Raw genomic sequence first — 22,356 nt, 5'->3', positions numbered from 1 at the left:
ATCAGCTCGTTTTGTCGCCCGGGGCGGCTGCCATGGCTGGCTTGGCCTGTTCGGCGTCCTTGCATTCGTTGGCCAGCTGGCGGTTCTGTTTCGAGTCGAGCAGGATACCCTTCGACGGGATGCCGATCCAGACCAGCCCGGTCTTCGCGCTCTCGTAGCGGCGCGCGCCCGTCGTTGTGCCCACTTTTTCCATGCGGCGCAGGTGGTTCTGCCAGCGCAGGATGATGTAGCTGTCGTCCATCAGGTTGCGGTACACGGAGACCTTGTTGTTCAACTCGCACGAGAACTCGGTCAAGGTCGTGTCCGTGACGTCCGGGATCGGCTCGTCGTCGGCGACGTCCGGCTTCGGTTCTTCCTTGTGCGTCTTCGCGTCTTTCTTGTCTTTCTTGTCTTTCTTGTTTTCCTTCTTGTGCTTGGCCGGCTTGGCCTTTTCTTTTTGTTTCAGGACCTTGCTGGCCTTGGGGTGGGTGTCGCCGGTGGCGCCGGATGCGGACGCGCACAGGCTTGCCGCCGCGAGCGCGAGGGCGCAGGCGGCGAGCGGTTGTTTCAGAGTGATGGCCATCAAATGGATTCCGGTTGATTGACGAGTGCCGCCGCGGCCTCCGGCAGCGCTAGGCCGGCCAGCTTCGCGCGCTGCAACACCGTCCAATAATATCGGTAGCTGGCGCGGTCGTGCAAGCGGCCTCCATGGGCAATCGGTCCCCAATCCTTCGCCATCGCCGCCTGCAGGATGCTCGTCGCTTCGTTCACTTCCGCGAGGCGCGGCGTGAAGGCTTTCACGATGGGCTTGATCTGGTCGGGATGGATGCTCCACATGCGGGTGAATCCGAACTCGGCGGCGGCGCGCTGGGCATCGTTGGCGACGACGGCGCTGTCCTTGATCTCGGTCGTCACATTGTGCGACGGGACTTTGTCATGCGCGTGACAAGCCGCCACCATCTCCAGTTTCGCGCGGACGACGAGCGGATGGGTGAACTGGCCGGGCGTGCGCATCGCGGCGGACGGAATCGCGCCGTGGTGCGCCGAGACGAAATCCATGATGCCGAACGACAGGCTTTCGACCTGGGGCAGGGCGGCGATGGCGTACGCGTCGTGCAGGGCGCCGTGCGTCTCGATCAGCACGTGCAGCGGCAGCACGGCGCGCCCGGCCTTGGCGGCGGCCTGGTTGACGACGTCCTGCGCGCGCAGCACGTCCTCCAGGCTGTCGGGCTTCGGGAGGACGACGTAGGCGAGCGTCTGCGCGGCGGCCCCGACGATGATCTCGACGTCCTGCGCGAAGTGCGGGCTCGTGACGTCGTGCAGGCGGGCGCCGATGCGGTGCGCGCGGTTGTCGGGGCTGTCGACGAGGGTCGCGACCAGCTCGGCGTGGGCGCGTTCGTTGCCGGCGGCGGCGCCGTCCTCGCAATCGAAGGTGATGTCGAACAGGGGGCCAAGTTCTTGTTGCAGGGCCATCGACTTGCGCATCAGCTTCTCGCTGCCGGCGTAGTGGTCGCAGGCGGGGAGGAGCAGTGGCTGGCGTTGGCCCTGGAATAAAACCTCGGAAGGGTGCATTGTCTCGCTCTGGAAGATGGAACGATGGGCTCGTAGGGTGGGCAGCTCCACCTATTATCGCAGCGCCGTCGAAACATGAGCGCTGCCCACGCGGTGATTGTTGGCGGCTCCGTGCTCGTGCGCGATATCGAAGCCGCCAACAATCACCGCGTGGACGGCAGAGCCGTCCACCCTACGTGACAGATGAGCCTTAGTTGCCCAGCAGGTGCGCGACGCCAGCGCGCTCTTCGTTCAGCTCGTTCAGCGTCAGGTTGATGCGCTCCTGCGAGAACTGGTCGATCGGCAGGCCTTGCACGATCGTGTACTCGCCGTTCTGCGTGGTCACCGGGAAGCCGAAGACGATGCCTTCCGGGATGCCGTACGAACCGTCCGACGGGACACCCATCGTGGTCCACTTGCCGTTCGTGCCCAGGACCCAGTCACGGACGTGGTCGATGGCGGCGTTGGCGGCCGAGGCAGCCGACGAGGCGCCGCGGGCGTCGATGATGGCCGCGCCGCGCTTGCCGACGGTCGGCAGGAACGTGTTGCGGTTCCAGTCGTCATCGTTGATCAGGTCCTTGACCGACTTGCCGTCGACGGTGGCGAAGCGGTAGTCGGCGTACATGGTCGGCGAGTGGTTGCCCCAGACGACCATCTTCTCGATGTCGCCGACGGCCTTGCCGGTCTTGGCAGCCACTTGCGACAGGGCGCGGTTGTGGTCCAGGCGCAGCATGGCGGTGAAGTTCTTGGCCGGCAGGTTCGGGGCCGATTTCATCGCGATGTGGGCGTTCGTGTTGGCCGGGTTGCCGACCACCAGCACCTTGACGTCACGCGAGGCGACGGCGTCCAGCGCCTTGCCCTGCACCGTGAAGATCTGGGCGTTGGCTTCCAGCAGGTCCTTGCGCTCCATGCCCGGGCCGCGCGGACGGGCGCCGACCAGCAGGGCGACGTCCGCGTCCTTGAACGCGGTCATCGGGTCGCTGTGCGCGGTCATGCCGGCCAGCAGCGGGAATGCGCAGTCGTCCAGTTCCATCATGACGCCCTTCAGCGCCTTCTGTGCCTTTTCGTTGTCGATTTCGAGCAGCTGCAGGATGACCGGCTGGTCCTTGCCCAGCATGTCGCCGTTGGCGATGCGGAACAGCAGGGAATAGCCGATCTGGCCGGCCGCACCGGTGACGGCAACGCGCTTAGGGGTTTTTGCCATGATGAATCTCCAAATAAGAGGGAAGAAGCGTACTACTGAGCGGACGACGCAGAAGGATACGCCTGTTTGGGAAAACTGCAATCATACCAAAAGCGCCATCGCCAAGCGGGCGTGCGACGCAATGCCGGCAGGCGGGCGCCCACGCTCGATCGACCGCGAGTGTAGTCCCGCGCTATTCCATCTGTCAATTCATATCATATGTCTTATATAAGACACATAATTGAAGGGTTTCTCCACTGGACGGACCCTTGGATTTATGAAAAAATCGCTGTCTATGAACCAAGCCCCGTCTAATCCGAACAGCAATGGTGCCACGACAAGCGGCGCCGGCAGCGCTGTCGGCGGCGCGGCCCCTTCGCCCACGTTCTCTCCACTGTACCAGCAGATCAAGGCGCTCATCACGCAAAGCCTGCAATCGGGCGAGTGGAAACCCGGCGAACTGATCCCCAGCGAAGTCGAGCTGGCCGGCCGCTACAAGGTCAGCCAGGGTACCGTGCGCAAGGCCATCGACGAGCTCGCCGCCGAGCACCTCGTCGTGCGCCGCCAGGGCAAAGGGACGTTCGTCGCGTCGCACAACGAGGCGCGCGCCCACTTCCGTTTCCTCAAGCTGATGCCCGACGAGGGCGTCCCCCAGCATTTCGAGCACGACTACCTCGAGGTCAAGCGCATCCGCGCCCCGGCCGAGGTGGCGCGCCTGCTCGACTTGAAGTCGGGCGACGCCGTCGTGTACATCAAGCGCCTGATGAGCGATACCGGCGCGCCGACGATCCTCGAGGAATTGTGGCTGCCGGGGCAGCTGTTCAAGGGGCTGACGGCCGAGCGCCTGGCGGAATACAAGGGGCCGATGTACGGCTTGTTCGAATCGGAATTCGGCACGCGCATGATCCGCGCGACGGAGAAGATCCGCGCGATCGCGGCGGACGCGCCCACGGCGCAGGCGCTGAAGGTGGCGGAGGGTACGCCGCTCTTGTGCGCGGACCGGGTGTCGTTCACGTATGGGGACAAAGCGGTGGAATTGCGGCGCGGTTTGTATCTCACCGCAAAGCACCATTACCAGAACGAATTGTCCTGAATAGTTTTTGCGCCGAGCCTATGCTGGGTGCAGGAATCGCTGGCAGCGATTACAATGCTTTGATTTTGGGAAAGCGTCGGAGAGGCCCGGCCGACGTGTTCCAGCAAGGATCCGGGACGATGACATCCAGGTCCGGCGCAGGTCACAAAATCGGCGAAGTGCGGGTTCCAACATAAAATCAGTCAGTTTTAAGGGAGGTGTTCCAATGTCCGAAGCCGTGAAAAACGTGCAAAAAAGAGGGCAGCCGATCCGTAATGTGAGCATTACGGACATTACGATGAATTACAAGCAGCCGCCATCGGCCATCGTGTCGATCCTGCACCGTATCAGCGGCTTCGTGCTGTTCCTCTTCCTGCCGTACCTGATCTACCTGTTCGGCGAGAGCATCCGCTCCGAGATCTCGTTCGCCCACTGGGCCGGCATCGTCAGCCACCCGTTCGTCAAGATCATCCTGCTGGGCCTGTCCTGGGCTTACCTGCACCACTTCTGCGCCGGTATCCGCCACCTGTTCATGGACAACCACATGGCCCTCGACAAGGACGCCTCGCAGCGCACCGCGCGCTACGTGCTGGCCGTCGGCCTGGTCCTGACCCTGCTGGTCGCTCTCAAACTGTTCGGAGTGTTTTAATTATCATGGCTACTACCCCCAAGAACATCGGACAGCGCCGTCTCGTCGTCGGCGCGCACTACGGCATGCGCGACTGGCTCGCGCAGCGCGTGACGGCCATCGTGATGGTCATCTTCACGGTCATCCTGCTGGTCTCGTTCCTGACCGGGCAGAACTTCACCTACGAAGGCTGGGCCGGTCTGTTCGCCCGCCAGTGGTTCAAGCTCTTCACCATGGTCACGTTCTTCGGCCTGTTCTACCACGTGTGGGTCGGTATCCGTGACATCTGGATGGACTACGTCAAACCGGTCGGCATCCGCCTGACCCTGCAGATCGCCACGGTGCTCTGGCTGCTCGCCTGCGCCGCCTGGACTGTGCAAATTCTCTGGAGCGTGTAATCGTGGCAGCAATCAACACCAATATCCCTGTCCGCCATTTCGACGTCGTCATCGTCGGTGCCGGCGGTTCCGGCCTGCGCGCCGCGCTGCAATTGTCCGAAGCGGGCCTGAACGTGGCCGTGCTGTCGAAAGTCTTCCCGACCCGTTCGCACACCGTCGCCGCACAGGGCGGCATCGGCGCGTCGCTGGGCAACATGAGCGAAGACGACTGGTACTGGCACATGTTCGACACCGTCAAGGGTTCGGACTACCTGGGCGACCAGGACGCCATCGAATTCATGTGCCGTGAAGCACCGAAGGTCGTGTACGAGCTGGAACACTTCGGCATGCCGTTCGACCGCAACCCGGACGGCACGATCTATCAACGTCCGTTCGGCGGCCACACCGCGAACTTCGGCGAGAAGCCGGTGCAGCGCGCCTGCGCCGCCGCCGACCGTACCGGCCACGCGCTGCTGCACACGCTGTACCAGCGTAACGTCCGCTCGCGCACGCACTTCTTCGTCGAGTGGCAGGCGCTGGACCTGGTGCGCAATGCCGACGGCGACGTCCTCGGCGTCGTCGCGCTGGAAATGGAAACGGGCGACGTCATGATGCTGCAGGCGAAGACCACCGTGTTCGCCACGGGCGGCGCCGGCCGTATCTTCGCCGCGTCGACCAACGCCTTCATCAACACCGGTGACGGCCTGGGCATGGCGGCACGTGCCGGCATCCCGCTGCAGGACATGGAATTCTGGCAGTTCCACCCGACCGGCGTGGCCGGCGCAGGTGTGCTGATCACGGAAGGCGTGCGCGGCGAGGGCGGTATCCTCATCAACAGCAATGGCGAACGCTTCATGGAGCGCTACGCGCCCACGTTGAAAGACCTGGCGCCGCGCGACTTCGTGTCGCGCTCGATGGACCAGGAGATCAAGGAAGGCCGCGGCGTCGGCCCGAACAAGGACCACGTGCTGCTGGACCTGCGCCACATCGGCGCGGACACGATCCGCAAGCGCCTGCCGTCGATCCTGGAAATCGGCCACAAGTTCGCCAACGTCGACGCGACGAAGGAACCGATCCCCGTCGTCCCGACCATCCACTACCAGATGGGCGGCATCCCGACCAACATCCACGGCCAGGTCGTCACCCCGGACGGCACCGGTTCGCAGAAGGTCGTCAACGGCCTGTACGCGATCGGCGAATGCTCGTGCGTGTCGGTGCACGGCGCGAACCGCCTGGGCACGAACTCGCTGCTGGACCTGGTGGTGTTCGGCCGCGCGGCCGGCAACCACATCGTCGCGCAGAACCTGAAAGAGCAGGGCAACCGCGCGCTGCCGAAGGACTTCGCCGACTACGCGCTGGGCCGCCTGAACCGTCTGGAAAATTCGACGGGCGGCGAGAAGGTGCAGGACGTCGCGAATGCCATCCGCGCCACGATGCAGAAGCACTGCGGCGTGTTCCGTACGCAGGCGCTGATGGACGAGGGCGTCAAGGAAATCATGGCACTGGACGAGCGCCGCAAGCACGTGTCGTTCAAGGACAAGTCGAAGGTGTTCAACACGGCGCGCATCGAAGCGATCGAGCTGGACAACCTGATCGAAGTGGCCAAGGCGACCGTCGTGTCGGCCGCGGCGCGCAAGGAATCGCGCGGCGCCCACGCCCACAGCGACTACGAGCAGCGCGACGACGAGAACTGGATGAAGCACACCCTGTTCTACTCGGAAGGCAACCGTCTCGACTACAAGCCGGTCGTCACGAAGCCGCTGACCGTCGACACGTTCAAACCGAAGCCCCGTACGTTCTAATCCGGCGCCGACACAACACGATATTTTGCGGACGGGGCACGGCCCCGTCCCCGACAGATAGGTAAAACATGGCACGCACAGTCCACCTGAAGATCTACCGCTACGATCCGGACAAGGATTCGAAGCCCTATATGCAAGACGTCACCGTCGAGCTGAAAGACACCGACAAGATGCTGCTGGACGCCCTGCAGCGCATCAAGTCCGACGTCGACGACTCGCTGGCGCTGCGCCGCTCCTGCCGCGAAGGCGTGTGCGGTTCGGACGCGATGAACATCAACGGCAAGAACGGCCTCGCCTGCACGACGAACCTGAACGAGCTGACCCAGCCGATCGTGCTGCGTCCGCTGCCGGGCCTGCCGGTCATCCGCGACCTGATCGTCGACATGACCAACTTCTTCAAACAATACCACTCGATCAAGCCGTACCTGATCAACGACTCGATCCCGCCGGAGAAAGAGCGCCTGCAATCGCCGGAAGAGCGCGAAGAGCTCGACGGCGTGTACGAGTGCATCCTGTGCGCATGCTGCTCGACGTCGTGCCCGTCGTTCTGGTGGAACCCGGACAAGTTCGTCGGCCCGGCCGGCCTGCTGCAGGCCTACCGCTTCATCGCCGACTCGCGCGACGAAGCGACGAACGAGCGCCTGGACAACCTGGAAGATCCGTACCGCCTGTTCCGCTGCCACTCGATCATGAACTGCACGGACGTGTGCCCGAAGGGTTTGAACCCGAACAAGGCCATCGGCAAGATCAAGGAATTGCTGGTCCGCCGCGCGATCTAAGCCAGGCTGCACGATGCGTAGGGTGGACGGCTCCGCCGTCCACGCGGTGATACGCGACGTTTGCCTAGGGGCGCTGGCTATCGAAGGTGTGATAGGGTAGGCCCGCCATAGGCGCCAACGATGTATCGGCGTCACGCGTGGACGGCGCATCCGCTGCCGGCAACGCAATATGCCCGGTTCAGCCGTCCACCCTACGCCGGTAATCCGCGCCAAGTATTGCCTTAAATACAGTAAAACTACCGTACTGTCGCGAACCGGCAGCCGGAGTATAGTGTTGACCCAACAACGGACTCTAGTGTGAAAACGCATCAATCCGACCCTGCCAACCGTGCCCGCCTGCGCTGGCGCGCGCGCCGCGGCCTGCTCGAGAACGACCTGATCCTCACGCGCTTCCTGGATGCGCATGAAGAAGAATTGACGGACGAGGAAGTCGATGCGCTGACCCGTTTGCTGGACCTGGCGGACAACCCGCTGATGGACCTGCTGCTGGGCCGCGCCGAGCCCGAAGGCGAGGTCGACCTGCCGCACGTGCGCGCCCTGGTGGCGCGGCTGCGGCAAGCCTGAGGCGCCCGCGCCGTCGCGGACGCCGGTAACGAAACCGGAAGATTTCGTTTTATTTTATCTTGTAGACCCACTCCCACAGAAGGAAGTGCCATGAACATCTCTGATACCAAAGCCACCCTGTCGTTCTCGGACGGCAGCCCGTCGGTAGACATGCCGATCTACAAGGGCACGATCGGCCCGGACGTCATCGACATCCGCAAGCTGTACGGCCAAACCGGCAAGTTCACCTACGACCCGGGCTTCATGTCGACCGCCGCCTGCCAATCGGCCATCACCTACATCGATGGCGACAAGGGCGAGCTGCTGTACCGCGGCTACCCGATCGAGCAGCTGGCCGTCAACTGCGACTTCCTGGAGACCTGCTACCTGCTGCTGAACGGCGAACTGCCGAACGCCAAGCAGAAGGAAGAGTTCGTCGGCACCGTGACCAAGCACACGATGGTCCACGAGCAGATGCAATTCTTCTTCCGCGGCTTCCGTCGTGACGCGCACCCGATGTCGGTGCTGGTGGGTACCGTCGGCGCGCTGGCGTCGTTCTACCACGACTCGCTGGACATCAACGACGCCAAGCAGCGCGAGATCTCGGCTATCCGCCTGATCGCCAAGCTGCCGACTCTCGTCGCGATGGCTTACAAATACTCGATCGGCCAGCCATTCGTGTACCCGCGCAACGACCTGTCGTACAGCGCGAACTTCATGCGCATGATGTTCGGCAATCCGTGCGAAGAGTACAAGGTCAACGACGTCCTCGTCCGCGCCCTCGACCGCATCCTGATCCTGCACGCCGACCACGAGCAGAACGCATCGACGTCGACCGTCCGCCTGGCCGGTTCGTCGGGCGCGAACCCGTTCGCGTGTATCGCAGCCGGTATCGCCTGCCTGTGGGGCCCGGCACACGGCGGCGCGAACGAAGCCGCACTGAACATGCTGAAGGAAATCGGTTCGGTCGAGAACATCCCTGGCTTCATCGAGAAGGTCAAGGACAAGAACTCGGGCGTGAAGCTGATGGGCTTCGGTCACCGCGTGTACAAGAACTTCGACCCGCGCGCCAAGCTGATGCGCGAAACCTGCCACGAAGTGCTGAACGAACTGGGCCTGCAGGACGACCCGCTGTTCAAGCTCGCGATGGAACTGGAAAAGATCGCCCTGAACGACGAATACTTCGTGTCGCGCAAGCTGTACCCGAACGTCGACTTCTACTCGGGCATCGTGCAGTCGGCACTGGGCATCCCGGTCTCGCTGTTCACCGGTATCTTCGCGATGGCCCGTACCATCGGCTGGATCGCCCAGTGGAACGAGATGATCGCCGACCCGGAACAGAAGATCGGCCGTCCGCGCCAGCTGTTCGTCGGTTCGACCGTTCGCGACGTGCCGGCGATGGACAAGCGTTAATTCGTTCTGTCGTTAAACGAAAAAGCGGGCCTGCGGGCTCGCTTTTTTTCGACGTTCGAGCCCGCTGTGCTCGCGAGATCAGAGCTCGTATTCGCTACGTTTGGCCTTGCGCTGCGCGAGGTAGACGCCCAACATCAACACCGGTGCCTGAATCAATCCGGCGGCAATCAGTAGTCCAATGTCGGGAAGCGGATGACCGGCGGAAAGCAGCATCGGCAGCACGATACTGGTCACTGCATATATCAAGAAGCTGACAGGCAAGCACAAGGCATAGATCTTCCAGCTTTTTGCGAGGAAGGTTCCGAGCGCATAGCCGCTCATCAGAGCAACCAACAAATAGATCAAAATATTCTCCACCAAGTCTGTTGTGGCAATCGGGCGCCATGGTGATTCCGCAGAGCGGGCCTACGCCGTATTTTTCGCGTACATATTACTGAACAGCACAGTAGCACATTCTAATTGCAAAAAATCATCGCTTTGTAACGCAGAGCAACTGCCGCACTTGACGGACAGACGAATGAAAACGGCCGCGGGATTGCTCCGGCGGCCGTTGCAGGGACGTTATCGGTGGATGATCAAACGGCGTAATACGCCTCGACCGTGCCTTTCAGCTTGATCAGCATCGGACGGCCCTTGCGGTCGAGGGTCTTGCCGGCGGCGACCTTGATCCAGCCTTCGCTCAGGCAGTATTCCTCGACGTCGGTGCGGTCCTTGCCGTTGAAACGGATGCCGACCGGGTGCTTGAAGACTTCCGCGTTGTGGTGCGGGCTCTTCGGGTCGATGGACAGGCGGTCGGGCAGGGGTGGGAGTTGGGTAGTGTCGTTCATGGCCAGAATTATCCACGATTCCGCGCGCGCACGCGAGCGCGGGATGATCGCGGTCATTGCTGGGTTGAACTTTCTGTATGGACGCGCCAGCGCCGTTTCGCTATGCTCGACAGAATGTGAATTCGACGGGGTGCGCCATGGCACGACAAGCGGGCAATGTCTACCGGATACCCCGGCGCTTCAACTGGCCATTCGTGATCGGCGGTTTCGCCGTGCTTGCCCTCGCCATCATGCTCGGGCGCTGGGGCGGCGCGGTCGGCGACTCGATCGCATATTCCGACACCGCCGGTTGGCTGCGCGGCGACGCGCCGCTGTCCGCGTTGCGCGCGCCGTTCGCCTACCGCCTGGCCGTGCCGGCGCTCGCGGCGGTGCTGCCCGGTGCCCTCCAGAACACGTTCGCGGCGCTGAACTGGATCTGCGTCACCGCGACGGCCAGCCTCGCGACGGCCGCCGTGCGCCGCATGGGATTCGGCGCACGGCGCGCGCTGGCGGCGGGGCTGCTCGTCGTGCTGTCGCTGCCGACGTTCTGGTACGCGCCGTGCCCGCTCGTCGATCCGGCGTCCGTGTGCATGCGCATGCTCTTCGTGTTTGCCGTGCTGACGACACAGCCCCGCCTCGCCCTCGTGGCCGCGCTCGCGGCGACGGCGGTCCTCGAGGAGAATATCCTGCTGCTGGGCTGGCTGCTCGTGACGCGCCGGGTGGCCGTCAACTTCGGATTGGCCGCGCTCGCGGCCGCGGCCGGCTGGCTCGCCGCCGTGCGCGGCGCGATCGTCCCGGGCCTGACGCAGGCCGCCTGGCTGCCCGGTATCGGGGCGATGGGCGCCCGCCTGGGCGACACGCGCGGCCTGCTGGCGCTCGCCGGTTGCGCCTGTGTCGTGCTGCCGCTGGCGCTGGCCGGCATCTGGCGCGCGCCGCCACGCATCCATGCGCTCAGGAGCCTGCTCGGATTGATGGCCTTGCCGGCGCTGTACGGTGCCGTCAATCTGCGCGTGGACGGGACCGGCGTGTGGGCGCTGTATCCGTTCCTCGTCCCGTTCGCCGTCTCGTTGGGCCTGCCGCGCCGGTCCAGGACGGTGCCCGACGTGCGCCCGCTGCGCACGTCGCGGCGCGCCTGACCCTTCAGGCTACTGGCACTTGCCCCTGACCTTCGCCACCGCGATGAAGGGCAGGGCCAGCAGCCCGCCGAGGAAGAACGTGGGCTGGCGCTTCAGGCCGTCCTCGTGGAGGCAATCGGGCACCGTGGCCTCCTCGACCTTGCGCGCGAAGATGTCGTAGTGGTTCGCGCGGAAGGTGTCGGCCTCGTGCAGGCGGGGATGGTCCGGCCTCTCGGCCAGCGTCTCGCGCACGGCGGCGCGGATCGCGTCCTCGCTGGGCAGCGCGGTGGGCTTCACCGGCGCCGGCGCGGGACGGTCCGGCAGCGGTTCCAGGGCGACGGCGGCTGCGGCGGCCGTCAGCACGCCCGCGAAGACGATGGTTCTCATGGATCATGCGTTCGTGGCAACATTAGCAAATGTACACCAACGCCACCCGCGTTGTTGAACTTGCACATTTCGTTACACAATGTGCGTCACCACCCATCCAAGGACTCAAGCATGAAATCGCTCATCCTCGCGTGCTGCCTGTTCCTCGCGCAACTCGCGCACGCCGCCACCGACCCGGTCCTCGTGCAGCAGGTGAACGCGTTCGTCGACGGCTGGCATGACGACGCCGCCCACGCGCGCATGCGCTACTTCGACAAGATGGCGCCGGACGGCGTGTACATCGGCACGGACCGCAGCGAGCTGTGGCAGCGCGACGCCTTCCGCGAGTGGGGCCGCACATACTTCGAGGGCAGGCAGGCGGCGTGGGTATTTCACCCCACGCGGCGCAACGTGTATGCGACGCCGGACGGTGCGCTGATCTGGTTCGACGAGCTGCTCGACACGGAAAACATGGGGCATTGCATGGCCAGCGGCGTCATTCGCCGGACGGCGGCCGGGTTCGAGATCGTCCATTACCAGCTGTCGCTGGCCGTGCCGAATGAAGTGGCGAAGCAGGTGCTCGGGATCGTGACGGCGGCGGAGGCGAGGGCGGCTGCGCCGGGACAGGCATCCGTACCGGCACAAACGTCCACAGTTGCACCTGTACCGGCGACTGCGTCCGCGGCAGCACCAGCGCCAGCAGCCGCACCCGCTGCGACGTCCACAGCTGCAGCTGCCCCGGTGCCTGCGTCCGCAGCTGCGCCCGCGCCACCACCCGTATTCAGGCCGGCGGCGACGCCTGCGGTGGCACCGGCGTCCGCGCCCGTACCGGCGCCCGCATCTGCACCCACCGCGACGCCCGCGGCGGCACCGGCGTCGGCGCCCGCAGCGTCACCCGCGGCAGCACCCGTACCGGCGTCCGCACCCGCAGCGACACCCACGGCTGCACCCGCACCCGCAGCGACACCCACGGCTGCACCCGCACCCGCAGCGGCACCTGCACGCGCTCCCGCTGCGCCGCCGGCAACCACGCCCGCGCCCGCGCTGGAACCCACGTCGTCGTAACGCGCCGTCCCTACCAAAGGCTCTGCTGTTCCGGCTGCGCCTTCACGACGGGCGCTTTCGGCGCCGCCCACGCCTTCATCGCCTCGGCCGGATACGCGCGCAAAAAGCTGCGCGCCAGCTCCGGATCGCGGCAGTGCAGCCAAGCGTCGACGTCTTCCGGCGGCAGCACGACGAGCGCGCGCTTTTCGTCGTCCGGCTTGTGGAAGCGCCGCATCAGCGGGTGCTCGTCCGCGTTGATCGTGATCTGCGTGAACGATGCGCCGAGCGTCCCGTCGGCCTCCGACCACTCGCGCCACAGGCCCGCGACGAAGAACACGCTGTCATCTTGCATGCCGATGCCGAAGCGCTCGGCGCGGCCGCTTTCGTAGCAGGGTTCGTAGAAACAGGTCATCGGCACGGCGCACAACTGGGCGCGGCGCCAGGCCGGCGCGAACGAGCGCTTCTCGCCCAGCGATTCGGCGCGCGCGTTCATCGTGTCGAACGGCTTGACGCCGGCCGGGATATAGCGACGCGGCACCATGCCGTAGCTCGCCAGTTGCAAGGTACGTTCGCCGTGCGCGCCCGCGCGCACGATCGGGGCCGTGTAATCCTTCCACGTCTCGGTGGGCCAATCCCAGTCGCGGTAGAGGTCGACGAGGGTGCCCAGCACCATGTCGAGTTGTTCGGGCAGCGGGGGGCGGTAGTTGACGCACATGGCGGTCGATGGTCAGTGGCAGACCGGTGAAGTTTGACATAAACGCGCAGACTGCGCGCGGCGTCTTGCCTTCCTGCGCTGCCACCACATGGCCAGTCCCGTGATGAGGAACGCGGCCGGCGCAAGGCCGACGACGGTGATGACAATTCGCCCGGCCGTGCCGAATGCCTCGCCCGTGTGCAGCGGGAATTGCCAGTCGAGGAAGGCGTCGCCCGCGCGTGCGCGCAGCGGGTCGCGCACGCGCAGGATGCGGCCCGTCGATCCGTCGACCGTGACGCGGGTATTGCCGTCGCCCTGGCGCACTTCGCCCGGCTGGCGCAGCCGGACTTCGTACGGCAGGCCCGCCCGTGCAGGCAGCACGACGCGCGATACGCGCGCGGCCGGGAACACAGCGGCGGCCGCCTGCGTCGCCTGAGCCGCGCCGATCGGACCTCGGCCCGCCGCCGCATCGGGCCTGGGCTTGTCCTTTGGCGACACCGCTGCGACGCCGGCCACGATGGGCGTGATCCACTGCGGCTGGTTGAACAGGCAGCCGGAAAAGCCCAGCACCGCGAGCACGGGCGCGACGACGGCGCCGGCCGCGCGGTGGAAGCTGTAATTGAAACGCGGCCACGAGCCCCGGTGCGCGACGGTGAACGCCTTGCGCCAGGCAGCAACGGTCGCCCTGGGCCACCACAGCACGACGCCCAGCACCGACATCGACAGCAGCGCGAGGCCCGAGACGGCGATGACGGTCTTGCCCACGTCTCCGGCGAGCAGGTAGCGGTGCAGGTGGAACAACGTGGGCATCAGGAGGGGCCGCGACAGGCCCGGCTCGCCCCACACGCGCTCGCCCGTCACGGCAAGAGTGGCCGGATCGACCATCACTTGGCGCGAGCGGTCCGTCGTGAACGGCCCGCGCCCGCCGGGCGGCGTCAGGCGGTACCACGCGACGGCCACTTCGCCGGCGCGCTCCGGCAGCGCCAGTTGCGAGGGGCGGCCGTACGCCGGATCGGCAGCGAGCCGGTCGACGATACGTCCGACGTCGGCCGCAAGCACGGGCGCGCGCGTCGTCGCCTGGAACAGCGCGGGGTTCAGCATGCCGTCGAGTTCATGCATCCACGCGAGGGCGCAGCCCGTGAGGCCGGACAGCGCGAACAGGCCGCCGAAGACGAGCGCCACGCCCAGGTGCACGCGCCGGAACAGGGCGCGGAGGGAACCGCTTACCATCGCGCGGCCGTCAGAAGCGGTAGCGCGCGCTGACCAGCACCGTGCGCGGTTCGCCCGGCATGTTGTAGTCGTTGGCGCCGCTGTGCGCGGAGACGAAATACGTCCGGTTCGCGACGTTGCGCACGGTGACCGTCACGTCGACGTTGCGGCCTTCGTAACCGACGCCCAGCTGCAGCACGCCATAGCCAGGCAAGGTGGTCAGGTCGTCCGGCGACGCGTAGCGGGCCGATTCCGCGCGCGTGCCGCCCGCGACGTAGAACCCGCCGTCCAGGCGATGCTTGATCCACGCGTTGAACGTGTGGCGCGGCGTCAGCGCGGCCGTGTTGCCCTCGAACGGCTTGCCGGCGGACGTCAGCTCCGTCGAATCCTCGATCGTGCCGCGCATGTTCGCATAGCCGGCGATCGCGTCCCAGCCGGGGGCGAGCTCGCCCGAGAAGCTCACTTCGAGGCCGCGCGTGCGCTGGCGGCCGACCGGAAGCGAGAAATTCGTATTGGTCGGATCGGCGACCTGGATGTTCGACTGCGTCATGTCGAACAGCGCGGCCGTCAGGCTCGAACGCGCCGACAGGTCGAGCTTCACGCCCGCTTCCTTGTTGACGGTCTGCGTGGGCTTCAAGGTGTCGCTGTTGGCGCGGAACGTGAACGAATCGGAGATGGGCTGGAACGACCGGTTCCACGACGCGTACACGGCCACGCGGTTCGTCGGCTGGTACACGGCGCCGAGCCGCGGCGACCACGTGTCGTCGACGCGGTGCAGGTCGAGGTTCTTCGCCGTGCGATCGTCGCGGTCCTGCTTCAGGCGGTCGTAGCGCACGCCGGCCAGCACCTTCCACTCGGGCGTGAGCGCCACGAGGTCCTGCACGTACACGCCGGCGATGTCGACGCGGTTCTGGTTGTCGGCGCTCGGCGTGACGGTATCCGGCAGCACGGGCAGGTCGACGAGCACGGGGTGGAACAGATCATAGGTCGCCACGTTGTTCTTCGAACGCAGTACCTCGCGCTTGTTCTGGCGGCCGAGCTCCAGGCCGTACAGCAGCTTGTGGTTCGTCGCGCCCCAGTCCACGGTCTGCGACAACTCGTTCTGCAGGTAGCGGCCGTCCTCGTCGCGCAGGCGGTGTGTCTGGCCGATGGAGACCGTGGGATTCGCGCCGTCCTTGATGGTGCCGATCGACGTGTAGTTGCGGTCGAGCGCGAAGTCGTAGGCGCGCAGCACCGTGTGCAGTTTCAGGTCGGGCGAGAACGCGTGGTCGAGGGTGACCGTCGCGCTTTTCACGTCGCTTTGCACGAACGCGCGCTCGGTGCCGTTCGCGGCGCCGAAATACGTGTCGATCGGGACGTCGACGGGGCGGCCGTGGTAGCTCGGCACACCCTGGTCCGCGAGGCGCTTGTCGTGCAGGTAGTCGGCCTGCAAGGTCAGGGTCGTCGCCTCGGAAAGCTTGAACGTGCCCGACGGCGCGAAGGCCTGGCGGCGCAGGAAGTAGCGGTCGCGGAATCCGGTCGAGTCCTCGACGGCGCCCGTCAGGCGGAACAGCGCGTCCTTGTCGCTGCTTGCCGTGCCGACGTCGAACTCGCCGCGGCGCTGGCCGCGCGAGCCGAGCATGATGCCCGCTTCGAGCAGCGGGTCGGCCAGCGGCTTCTTCGTGACGCGGTTGACGAGACCCCCGGCCGAGCCGCGGCCGTACAGCACGGACGCCGGGCCTTTCAGCACTTCGACGCGCTCGATATTCGAGAGGTCGCGGAAGTACATTGCGTCGTCGCGCACGCCGTCCACGAACTGGTCGCTGATGGCGGTGAAGCCGCGGATCGTCACCTGGTCGCGCTGGCCGTCGCCGACGGAAAACGACAGGCCCGGCACGTTCTGCAGCGCGTCCTGCAGCGACAGCGCGTTCTGGTCGTGCAGGACGACGGCCGGCACCACGTAGACGGTCTGCGGGATGTCGCGCAGCGGCACGTTGATCTTGGTGGCCGTCGTGCTGTCCGTGACGTCGTACGAGCGGGTGTCGATTTTCTTGTCCCTGACGATCACCTCCGGCATCGCGGGTTCTTCGGCATGGGCCTGCGCGGCGACGCTGCAGGCGAGGGCGACGAGGTACGGTAAAGGACGAAGTGCGTGATTCATGAAATCCCTGTTGGTGTTTGGAGTTGTTGGAAAAAATTCGAGTGGGTGCGGATGACGCGCAGGCCGACGGCCGCGAGCGCATACAGCAGCGCGACGGTCCAGAACATGGCGGCCAGCGGCACCCAGGCCAGCGCGAGTCCGCCCGCGCCGGCGCCGAGCAGCGCACCGGCCTTCGCGGCCGCATTGCCGGCGCCGAGCACGCGGCCTTGCTCGTCGTCCGGCGCTTCGCGCGACAGCAGGCCATAAAAGACGGGCAGCAGCGCGGCGAGGCACACGCCCCACAGCACGCGCGCGGCCACGAACAGGACGACGTTCGTGGCGAGGGCCTGCACCGCGACGATGGCGACGCACGCCCAGCAAATCCACTCGACCTGCGCCAGCACGCGCGCATGCGGCAGGCGCGCGAAGCGGCGCGCCCAGAACGGCGCGGCCGCGCACAGGCCCAGCGCGGTGCCGGCGTAGCACAGGCCCGTCACACGGTTCGATACGTGCAGGACCTCGGCGGCGTACAGGCCGAAGAACGTCTGCGGCATCATCTTCCCGGCCTGGACCAGGACGATGCCGAGCAGCAGGCCGAGCACCGTGCCGTGCAGCCCCACGGGCCGCACACGCGCCCCGGTCGGAGCGACGACGGCCAGCGGCGCGGCTGGCGGCAGGACGAGCGCTGCCAGCACGAAGCACAGCAGACAGGCGGCGCCCGCCCACACGTTCACGCTCGTGAAGCCCCACGCATCGAACAGCCAGCCGCCGAGCACGGGACCGGCGACGGAGCCGATCGCGGTCGCGGCCTGCAGCTGCGCCATCAGCGCGCCGCGTGCGTCGCGCGCGACGAGCCGGGCGCCGTAGGCCTGGGCGGCCGCGATGAAGCCGGCGAGGGCGCCCTGCAGCAGGCGCACGGCCAGCACGACGGCCACGCTGTCCGTCGCGGCGATCCACCATTGCGTAGCGGCTAGCGCGAACAGGGCGCGCAGCAGCATCGGCTTGTGGCCGGTGCGGTCGCCCAGGCGGCCCCACCATGGCGTCGTGCACATCGCCATGAACATGGGGCCCGCGTACGCGACGGCGCTGACCCACGCCAGCGTCGCCGGCGACAGGCCGCCCAGGTGGCGCAGGTGCAGGGGCCAGAACGGGCCGCTCATCTCCATGGCACCCATCGCCACGAGCTGCAGCGCGAACAGCCAGCGCGTCGTCGTCATGCGAGTGGGTTGGCCATGGTGCCGTGCACGTCGTCCTGCGTGTCGGACAGGCGCATGCGCAGGAACGCTTTCGCGGGCCAGTCGTGTTCCAGCAAGGCCGCGCGTTCGGCATGCCAGCGGCGGGCGTCGACACGTGGACGAAGTGCCGAGAAGACGCCGTCGATTTCACGCCGCAGCACGTCCCAGAAATAGTGCTCGGGATGGCCGTACGCGCGCGCCAGCAGCAGCGCCAGTTCCGCGAGGTGGCACAGCAGCACGGCGTGCAGCAGCTTGTCGCGCACGGGCGCGTCGTCGTCGTACACGGTGAAGCCGGCGCGGTAAGGTTCGATCGCGAGGCCGGCGCCAGCCAGCGTCGGGCCGTGGATGCGCAGGTCGCCGAAGTCGCGCGCCAGCAGCTGCATGGGCGCATAGCCGGCGTCCACCACGATGAAGCTGTTCTGCTGGTGCGCCTCGAACGCGATGCCGTACACGAGGTAGGCGGACAGCAGCGCCGTCAGCACCGTGCGCGCATGCTGTTCGAAATAGGCGACGGCGCCGTCGGCATGGTCGCCGTAGGCCAGCGCGACGAGCTCCGTCGCGAGCGGCCGGCCGCTGAATGGCGATTCCGCGAACAGGGCGCCGACCGGCATGGGGAACCGTGCGTGGCCGGCCTTGGCCATCGGATTGTCGCGGTACAGGATCGCGAGATGGCGCGCGCGGTCGTCATCGCCTTGCGGGTCGATGTAGTGCAGGCCGACTTCCTCGCGCACGACGTCGAGCGTGCCGCCGAAGCCGTCCTCGAGGTCGAGGACCGTGGCGAGCAGGCGCGTGATGCGCGGGCCCATCACGGCGGACTTCGGCGACACCGTGCGCTGGACACTCGTCAGCCGCAGCGACACGGGCAGCTTCAGATGCGGCAGCGACGCCGAGCCGCCCGGGACGACGGTACGGAACGACATCGTGGGCGTCGCGTCGAGGGTGGCGCCGTCCGGCAGCAGCAGGTCGCCGCGCGCGATCTCGGCCGCGAATTTTTCCGGCAGCACGCGGCGCGCCTGGAATGGATGGGCGGGTAGGGGCAGCCATTCGGCCGGGTTCTCGCCCTGTCGTTCGAGCGCGTCCTGCCAGCGACGCAGGCCGTCCGGGAAGTGGCGCGCAAACCAGGCGACGTAATCGCCGGCGCCGTCCGCGAATGTCACGCGGGCCTTGGTGGCGCGCAGCGCGGCCAGGGGCACCTGCAACGTGGGCTGGAATTCCGGCGACAGCGCGAGCACCTCGTCCGGGGACAGTCCGAGCTTCGTCTTGAACGTCGGATGCCACGGGTGGCCCAGCGTGCCCCACTGTTCCAGCAGCAGCGCCGGATTCGCGTGGCCGCCATGGCGCAGCGCCGCGATGAAGTGCTCGCCGGCCGCGCCGAATTGGGCACGCAACGCGCGCGCCCACGTCCGGCGGTAGCTCAGGCACAGGACGTCGTTCTCGAGGCTGTTGTCGAGTTCGTGCACGAGCCGCTGCAGGTCCGCGCCGCGTTTCCCGTCCGGCAGCGACGGCACCAGGCAAGCCAGCAGCGCGCAGGCATGCGATACCGGCTGCGGCCGCTCTCCCGTCGCGTAGTACGACACGCCGCCCGCGAGCCGGCAATCGCCGATGCGGCCGAAGTGCAAACCTTCGAAGCGCAGCATGCCCTGCTGCGACCATAGCGGCAGCCACGACACGGCGCCTTCCGTGATCAGTTGATCGCGGTTCAGCAGGCGTTCGCGGAACAGTGCCTGCAGCGTGCGCTGCAGGCTGCGCTTGCGCGCGTCGGACCAGGCCCGCTCCGCGGAGACGGCGTCGAGCAGGGCATCGTGGGAATCCAGCGGTTTCGGTATCGCGTTCATGTCTTGCCTCGTCAATAACGGAAACGAAGCATAACGTAAACGCGAATCATTCTCAATACGATTCTCAACTGCGCGTCAAAAATCTGCGTGGGGCGGGGTATGCTAAGGTTGCGCCTTCGACATTCGCAGTCCGTCCATGAGCACCCCATCCACCCCTGGCTACGTCGGCCGCTTCGCGCCTTCTCCGACGGGCCCGCTGCACGGCGGCTCGCTGGTCGCCGCGCTGGCCAGCTACCTCGATGCGCGCGCCCACGACGGCACGTGGCTCATCCGCATCGAAGACATCGACGAAGGCCGCAGCGTGCCCGGCGCCGCCGAGGAGATCCTCGATCTGCTGCAGCGCCTCGGCATGACGTCCGACCGCGACGTCGTGTGGCAGAGCCGTCGCAAGCATTTGTACGCGGCCGCCTACGATCGCCTGGCTGGCCACGTGTACCCGTGCGGCTGCAACCGCCGCGAGATCGCCGATTCGCGGCTTGGATTCGCGCCCGACGGCGCTGCGATCTACCCGGGCACGTGCCGCCACGGCCTCACGCCGGGCCGCAGCCCGCGCAGCCTGCGCCTGCGCGTGCCCGACGCGGGCGAGGACGTCATCACGTTCCACGACCGCATGGCGGGCACCGTCACCCAGCGGCTCGCGAGCGAATCGGGCGACTTCGTGCTGAAGCGGGCCGACGGCTATTGGGCGTACCAGCTGGCGGTCGTCGTCGACGATGCGGAGCAGGGCGTGACGGAGGTCGTGCGGGGTGCCGACCTGCTCGACTCGACGCCGCGCCAGATCTTCCTGCAGCGCCTGTTGGGCGTGCCCACGCCGCGCTATCTGCACGTGCCGGTCGTGCGCAACGCGGCCGGCGAGAAGCTGTCGAAGCAGACGGGCGCGCTCGCGGTGCGCCCGGGGGACGAGGCGGGCGCCGTGGCCGCGCTGCGCGACGCGGCGGGGTTTCTCAGGCTGGACGTGCCGCCGGCGGGCTCGCTGGCGGAATTCTGGCGGCTCGCGGTGACGGCGTGGAAGGCATCGGTCGCGTTGTAGGCGCCGCAGAATCGGAAAGCTTGGCATACTCAGCAAAAAACAAGAGGACACGACCATGCGCTCCTTCCTTGCCGTTTTGCTTTTGACATCCGCCACCGGCGTGTGCTGCGCACAGGACGCGTCCCTGCTGGCCGGCGCGATGCGCGTCGACAAAGACCACGGCGACGCCTCGTTCGCCGTCAACGTCGGCTACACGCAGCGCGTGACGCCGTGGCTCGCACTGAGCGCCGACTACCTGAACGAAGGCCACCCGCGGCTGCACCACCGGGACGGCCTCGGCGCGCAGGTGTGGCTGCACACGCGGGTGCCGGAGCGCGGCTGGTCGTTCGGCGCCGGCGTCGGGCCCTACTATTATTTCGACACGACGACCGGCAACGGCTCGCTGAGCGACTACCGCAACGAGCATGGCTGGGGCGAGCTGGCGAGCGTCAACGCCATCTATCACCTGCATTCGCGCGCCTACGTCGAAGCGCGCCTGTCGCACACGAGCGGCCTGCGCGACCGCGACACGACGGAGCTGATGGTAGGGATGGGCTACGAGCTGGGCACGGTACCGAACTGGGAGCGCCGCGAGAACGCGAACCGCGGCGACCGCATGGTGTTCGCGCTGGCCGGCCGCTCCATCGTGAACAGCTTCAAGTCGGAAAAGGCGACGTCATATGGCATCGAATACCGGGACACGATCAATCCGAATACGGAGTGGAGCGTGATCCTGATGGACGAGGGCAAGGTCGGTGTGGCAGAACGCATCGGTGTCTCGAGCCAGGTGTGGCTGCTGCGCCCGTTCACGGACCGCACCGTGCTGGAGCTGGGCTTCGGTGCCTACGGCGTGCGCGACCAGCTCGATCGAACCGACGCGGAAGCCGAGCGCGTGACGCGCCTGGCCGGACTGGCGTCGATCGGCATGCGCTACCGCATCAACGACACGTGGCGCGCGCAGCTGACGTGGAACCGTGTGATCACGGACTATCACCGCGATTCGGACGTGTTCCTGCTGGGGGCAGGCGTGGTGTTCTGAGACGCCGCCGCCGTCGGCTTAGTGCTGGCCGAGCTTGAGTTCCCAGTATCCCACGTCGAGCCAGCGCCCGAACTTCTTGCCGACTTCGGAAAAATGCGCGACCTTGCGGAAGCCGAGCGCTTCGTGCAGCCCGGCGCTGGCGTCGTTCGGCAGCGCGATGCCGCCGATGACGATGTGCAGGTCGCGTTCGCGCAGCCGGTCGAGCAGGGCGCCGTACAGCGTCCGCCCCAGGCCGCGGCCGGCGTAGGCCTGGTCGAGGTAGACCGAGCTTTCGACGGAATAGCGATACGCCGGCCGCACGCGCCACTTGGTGGCGTACGCGTAGCCGGCGAGCGCGCCGTCGACTTCCACCACGAGCCACGGCAGGCCGGCGGCGCCGACGTCGGCGATGCGTTGCGCCATCTCGGGCTCGCTCACCGCTTGTTCCTCGAAGCTTACCGTCGTCGTCGTGACGTAGTGGTTGTAGATGGCGCAGATACGGGCGGCGTCGGCGGGCGTGGCGGGGCGGATGTGAGTGGTGGACATATGTATCGTCGTGGAGGGGCGTGTCTGTCGGGG

At 66.6% G+C, this 22,356-nt stretch carries 23 protein-coding genes; 11 read left to right on the top strand and 12 right to left on the bottom strand.

The genetic code is table 11. The annotated features are described in order from the left end of the window. Position 1: 1 nt before the first annotated feature. From NX784_RS09470 to NX784_RS09460, 3 genes are all read right to left on the bottom strand, one after another. A complete protein-coding gene (locus NX784_RS09470; protein WP_258816392.1) occupies positions 2-562 on the bottom strand; it encodes a hypothetical protein in 561 nt (186 codons plus the stop codon). After that, a complete protein-coding gene (locus NX784_RS09465) occupies positions 562-1,551 on the bottom strand; it encodes an HpcH/HpaI aldolase/citrate lyase family protein (RefSeq protein WP_258816391.1) in 990 nt (329 codons plus the stop codon). The genes NX784_RS09470 and NX784_RS09465 overlap by 1 nt, the downstream gene beginning before the upstream one ends. A gap of 190 nt (positions 1,552-1,741) precedes the next feature. Continuing rightward, positions 1,742-2,734 carry a malate dehydrogenase gene (locus NX784_RS09460; RefSeq protein ID WP_258816390.1) on the bottom strand — a complete coding sequence of 331 codons (993 nt, stop codon included), beginning with the start codon at positions 2,732-2,734 and terminating at the stop codon, positions 1,742-1,744. A gap of 274 nt (positions 2,735-3,008) precedes the next feature. Here NX784_RS09460 and NX784_RS09455 point away from each other — a divergent pair, with 274 nt between their 5' ends. The 7 genes from NX784_RS09455 (at position 3,009) to gltA (ending at position 9,327) form a co-directional block, all read left to right on the top strand. After that, a complete protein-coding gene (locus NX784_RS09455) occupies positions 3,009-3,806 on the top strand; it encodes a GntR family transcriptional regulator (protein WP_258816389.1) in 798 nt (265 codons plus the stop codon). A 205-nt stretch (positions 3,807-4,011) separates the two neighbouring features. After that, positions 4,012-4,434, top strand: a complete 423-nt coding sequence (gene sdhC, locus NX784_RS09450; RefSeq protein ID WP_258816388.1) for a succinate dehydrogenase, cytochrome b556 subunit — start codon at positions 4,012-4,014, stop codon at positions 4,432-4,434. Between the two features lie 5 nt (positions 4,435-4,439). Beyond that, positions 4,440-4,811: a succinate dehydrogenase, hydrophobic membrane anchor protein gene (gene sdhD, locus NX784_RS09445; protein WP_166861573.1), complete on the top strand. Its 372-nt coding sequence runs from the start codon at positions 4,440-4,442 to the stop codon at positions 4,809-4,811. Between the two features lie 2 nt (positions 4,812-4,813). Further along, positions 4,814-6,592, top strand: coding sequence for a succinate dehydrogenase flavoprotein subunit (gene sdhA / locus NX784_RS09440; RefSeq protein WP_166861574.1), 1,779 nt, complete (start codon positions 4,814-4,816; stop codon positions 6,590-6,592). 68 nt (positions 6,593-6,660) lie between these two features. Then, the gene (locus tag NX784_RS09435) at positions 6,661-7,371 is read left to right on the top strand and encodes a succinate dehydrogenase iron-sulfur subunit (protein ID WP_056132068.1); all 711 of its coding nucleotides are present in this window, start codon (positions 6,661-6,663) and stop codon (positions 7,369-7,371) included. A 297-nt stretch (positions 7,372-7,668) separates the two neighbouring features. Continuing rightward, positions 7,669-7,935 carry an FAD assembly factor SdhE gene (locus NX784_RS09430; protein ID WP_047823985.1) on the top strand — a complete coding sequence of 89 codons (267 nt, stop codon included), beginning with the start codon at positions 7,669-7,671 and terminating at the stop codon, positions 7,933-7,935. A 90-nt stretch (positions 7,936-8,025) separates the two neighbouring features. Continuing rightward, positions 8,026-9,327 carry a citrate synthase gene (gltA, locus tag NX784_RS09425; RefSeq protein WP_258816387.1) on the top strand — a complete coding sequence of 434 codons (1,302 nt, stop codon included), beginning with the start codon at positions 8,026-8,028 and terminating at the stop codon, positions 9,325-9,327. 78 nt (positions 9,328-9,405) lie between these two features. On the opposite strand, the gene NX784_RS09420 is transcribed toward gltA, so the two are convergent. Then, on the bottom strand, positions 9,406-9,672 hold the full coding sequence (locus NX784_RS09420; protein ID WP_258816386.1) for a hypothetical protein: 267 nt from the start codon (positions 9,670-9,672) through the stop codon (positions 9,406-9,408). Positions 9,673-9,902: 230 nt separating this feature from the next. Beyond that, positions 9,903-10,154 carry a DUF3297 family protein gene (locus NX784_RS09415; RefSeq protein ID WP_258816385.1) on the bottom strand — a complete coding sequence of 84 codons (252 nt, stop codon included), beginning with the start codon at positions 10,152-10,154 and terminating at the stop codon, positions 9,903-9,905. Between the two features lie 137 nt (positions 10,155-10,291). On the opposite strand from NX784_RS09415, the gene NX784_RS09410 reads away from it, so the two are divergent. Further along, positions 10,292-11,269, top strand: coding sequence for a hypothetical protein (locus NX784_RS09410; protein WP_258816384.1), 978 nt, complete (start codon positions 10,292-10,294; stop codon positions 11,267-11,269). A 9-nt stretch (positions 11,270-11,278) separates the two neighbouring features. Here the strand turns inward: NX784_RS09410 and NX784_RS09405 are convergent, their stop codons facing one another. Then, positions 11,279-11,635, bottom strand: a complete 357-nt coding sequence (locus tag NX784_RS09405) for a hypothetical protein (RefSeq protein ID WP_258816383.1) — start codon at positions 11,633-11,635, stop codon at positions 11,279-11,281. A gap of 111 nt (positions 11,636-11,746) precedes the next feature. Here NX784_RS09405 and NX784_RS09400 point away from each other — a divergent pair, with 111 nt between their 5' ends. Then, positions 11,747-12,679, top strand: coding sequence for a nuclear transport factor 2 family protein (locus NX784_RS09400; RefSeq protein ID WP_258816382.1), 933 nt, complete (start codon positions 11,747-11,749; stop codon positions 12,677-12,679). 10 nt (positions 12,680-12,689) lie between these two features. Here the strand turns inward: NX784_RS09400 and NX784_RS09395 are convergent, their stop codons facing one another. Genes NX784_RS09395 through NX784_RS09375 form a run of 5 tightly spaced genes read right to left on the bottom strand, consistent with a single transcriptional unit; the run spans position 12,690 to position 19,750 of the window. After that, complete coding sequence (locus NX784_RS09395; protein ID WP_258816381.1) at positions 12,690-13,373, bottom strand: SOS response-associated peptidase; 684 nt, start codon at positions 13,371-13,373, stop codon at positions 12,690-12,692. A 12-nt stretch (positions 13,374-13,385) separates the two neighbouring features. Beyond that, entirely contained in the window at positions 13,386-14,582 is a 1,197-nt protein-coding gene (locus NX784_RS09390) for a PepSY-associated TM helix domain-containing protein (protein WP_258816380.1), read from the bottom strand. 10 nt (positions 14,583-14,592) lie between these two features. Next, on the bottom strand, positions 14,593-16,701 hold the full coding sequence (locus NX784_RS09385) for a TonB-dependent receptor (RefSeq protein WP_258816379.1): 2,109 nt from the start codon (positions 16,699-16,701) through the stop codon (positions 14,593-14,595). Next, a complete protein-coding gene (locus NX784_RS09380) occupies positions 16,698-17,897 on the bottom strand; it encodes an MFS transporter (protein ID WP_258816378.1) in 1,200 nt (399 codons plus the stop codon). The genes NX784_RS09385 and NX784_RS09380 overlap by 4 nt, the downstream gene beginning before the upstream one ends. Then, positions 17,894-19,750 carry an IucA/IucC family protein gene (locus tag NX784_RS09375; RefSeq protein WP_258816377.1) on the bottom strand — a complete coding sequence of 619 codons (1,857 nt, stop codon included), beginning with the start codon at positions 19,748-19,750 and terminating at the stop codon, positions 17,894-17,896. Before NX784_RS09375 ends, NX784_RS09380 begins: the two co-directional genes overlap by 4 nt. 136 nt (positions 19,751-19,886) lie before the next feature. Between NX784_RS09375 and gluQRS the strand changes: the two genes are divergently transcribed. Together gluQRS and NX784_RS09365 are read left to right on the top strand one after the other, a co-directional pair. Further along, the gene (gluQRS, locus tag NX784_RS09370; protein ID WP_258816376.1) at positions 19,887-20,780 is read left to right on the top strand and encodes a tRNA glutamyl-Q(34) synthetase GluQRS; all 894 of its coding nucleotides are present in this window, start codon (positions 19,887-19,889) and stop codon (positions 20,778-20,780) included. Positions 20,781-20,835: 55 nt separating this feature from the next. Beyond that, positions 20,836-21,798: a hypothetical protein gene (locus NX784_RS09365; protein ID WP_258816375.1), complete on the top strand. Its 963-nt coding sequence runs from the start codon at positions 20,836-20,838 to the stop codon at positions 21,796-21,798. Between the two features lie 18 nt (positions 21,799-21,816). Here the strand turns inward: NX784_RS09365 and NX784_RS09360 are convergent, their stop codons facing one another. Further along, complete coding sequence (locus NX784_RS09360; protein ID WP_258816374.1) at positions 21,817-22,323, bottom strand: arsinothricin resistance N-acetyltransferase ArsN1 family B; 507 nt, start codon at positions 22,321-22,323, stop codon at positions 21,817-21,819. Positions 22,324-22,356: the final 33 nt, after the last annotated feature.

It is taken from the genome of Massilia pinisoli, from assembly GCF_024753285.1.
GTDB lineage: Bacteria > Pseudomonadota > Gammaproteobacteria > Burkholderiales > Burkholderiaceae_D > Telluria > Telluria pinisoli.
This window is presented reverse-complemented; position numbering and strand designations above follow the sequence as displayed.

Excerpts from the sequence above, each read along its gene's own strand:
- NX784_RS09470 (WP_258816392.1), bottom strand. The coding sequence starts at position 562 with ATGGCCATCACTCTGAAACAACCGCTCGCCGCCTGCGCCCTCGCGCTC.
- NX784_RS09465 (WP_258816391.1), bottom strand. The coding sequence starts at position 1,551 with ATGCACCCTTCCGAGGTTTTATTCCAGGGCCAACGCCAGCCACTGCTC.
- NX784_RS09460 (WP_258816390.1), bottom strand. The coding sequence starts at position 2,734 with ATGGCAAAAACCCCTAAGCGCGTTGCCGTCACCGGTGCGGCCGGCCAG.
- NX784_RS09455 (WP_258816389.1), top strand. The coding sequence starts at position 3,009 with ATGAACCAAGCCCCGTCTAATCCGAACAGCAATGGTGCCACGACAAGC.
- sdhC (WP_258816388.1), top strand. The coding sequence starts at position 4,012 with ATGTCCGAAGCCGTGAAAAACGTGCAAAAAAGAGGGCAGCCGATCCGT.
- sdhD (WP_166861573.1), top strand. The coding sequence starts at position 4,440 with ATGGCTACTACCCCCAAGAACATCGGACAGCGCCGTCTCGTCGTCGGC.
- NX784_RS09435 (WP_056132068.1), top strand. The coding sequence starts at position 6,661 with ATGGCACGCACAGTCCACCTGAAGATCTACCGCTACGATCCGGACAAG.
- gltA (WP_258816387.1), top strand. The coding sequence starts at position 8,026 with ATGAACATCTCTGATACCAAAGCCACCCTGTCGTTCTCGGACGGCAGC.
- NX784_RS09415 (WP_258816385.1), bottom strand. The coding sequence starts at position 10,154 with ATGAACGACACTACCCAACTCCCACCCCTGCCCGACCGCCTGTCCATC.
- NX784_RS09410 (WP_258816384.1), top strand. The coding sequence starts at position 10,292 with ATGGCACGACAAGCGGGCAATGTCTACCGGATACCCCGGCGCTTCAAC.
- NX784_RS09405 (WP_258816383.1), bottom strand. The coding sequence starts at position 11,635 with ATGAGAACCATCGTCTTCGCGGGCGTGCTGACGGCCGCCGCAGCCGCC.
- NX784_RS09400 (WP_258816382.1), top strand. The coding sequence starts at position 11,747 with ATGAAATCGCTCATCCTCGCGTGCTGCCTGTTCCTCGCGCAACTCGCG.
- NX784_RS09395 (WP_258816381.1), bottom strand. The coding sequence starts at position 13,373 with ATGTGCGTCAACTACCGCCCCCCGCTGCCCGAACAACTCGACATGGTG.
- NX784_RS09390 (WP_258816380.1), bottom strand. The coding sequence starts at position 14,582 with ATGGTAAGCGGTTCCCTCCGCGCCCTGTTCCGGCGCGTGCACCTGGGC.
- NX784_RS09385 (WP_258816379.1), bottom strand. The coding sequence starts at position 16,701 with ATGAATCACGCACTTCGTCCTTTACCGTACCTCGTCGCCCTCGCCTGC.
- NX784_RS09380 (WP_258816378.1), bottom strand. The coding sequence starts at position 17,897 with ATGACGACGACGCGCTGGCTGTTCGCGCTGCAGCTCGTGGCGATGGGT.
- NX784_RS09375 (WP_258816377.1), bottom strand. The coding sequence starts at position 19,750 with ATGAACGCGATACCGAAACCGCTGGATTCCCACGATGCCCTGCTCGAC.
- gluQRS (WP_258816376.1), top strand. The coding sequence starts at position 19,887 with ATGAGCACCCCATCCACCCCTGGCTACGTCGGCCGCTTCGCGCCTTCT.
- NX784_RS09365 (WP_258816375.1), top strand. The coding sequence starts at position 20,836 with ATGCGCTCCTTCCTTGCCGTTTTGCTTTTGACATCCGCCACCGGCGTG.
- NX784_RS09360 (WP_258816374.1), bottom strand. The coding sequence starts at position 22,323 with ATGTCCACCACTCACATCCGCCCCGCCACGCCCGCCGACGCCGCCCGT.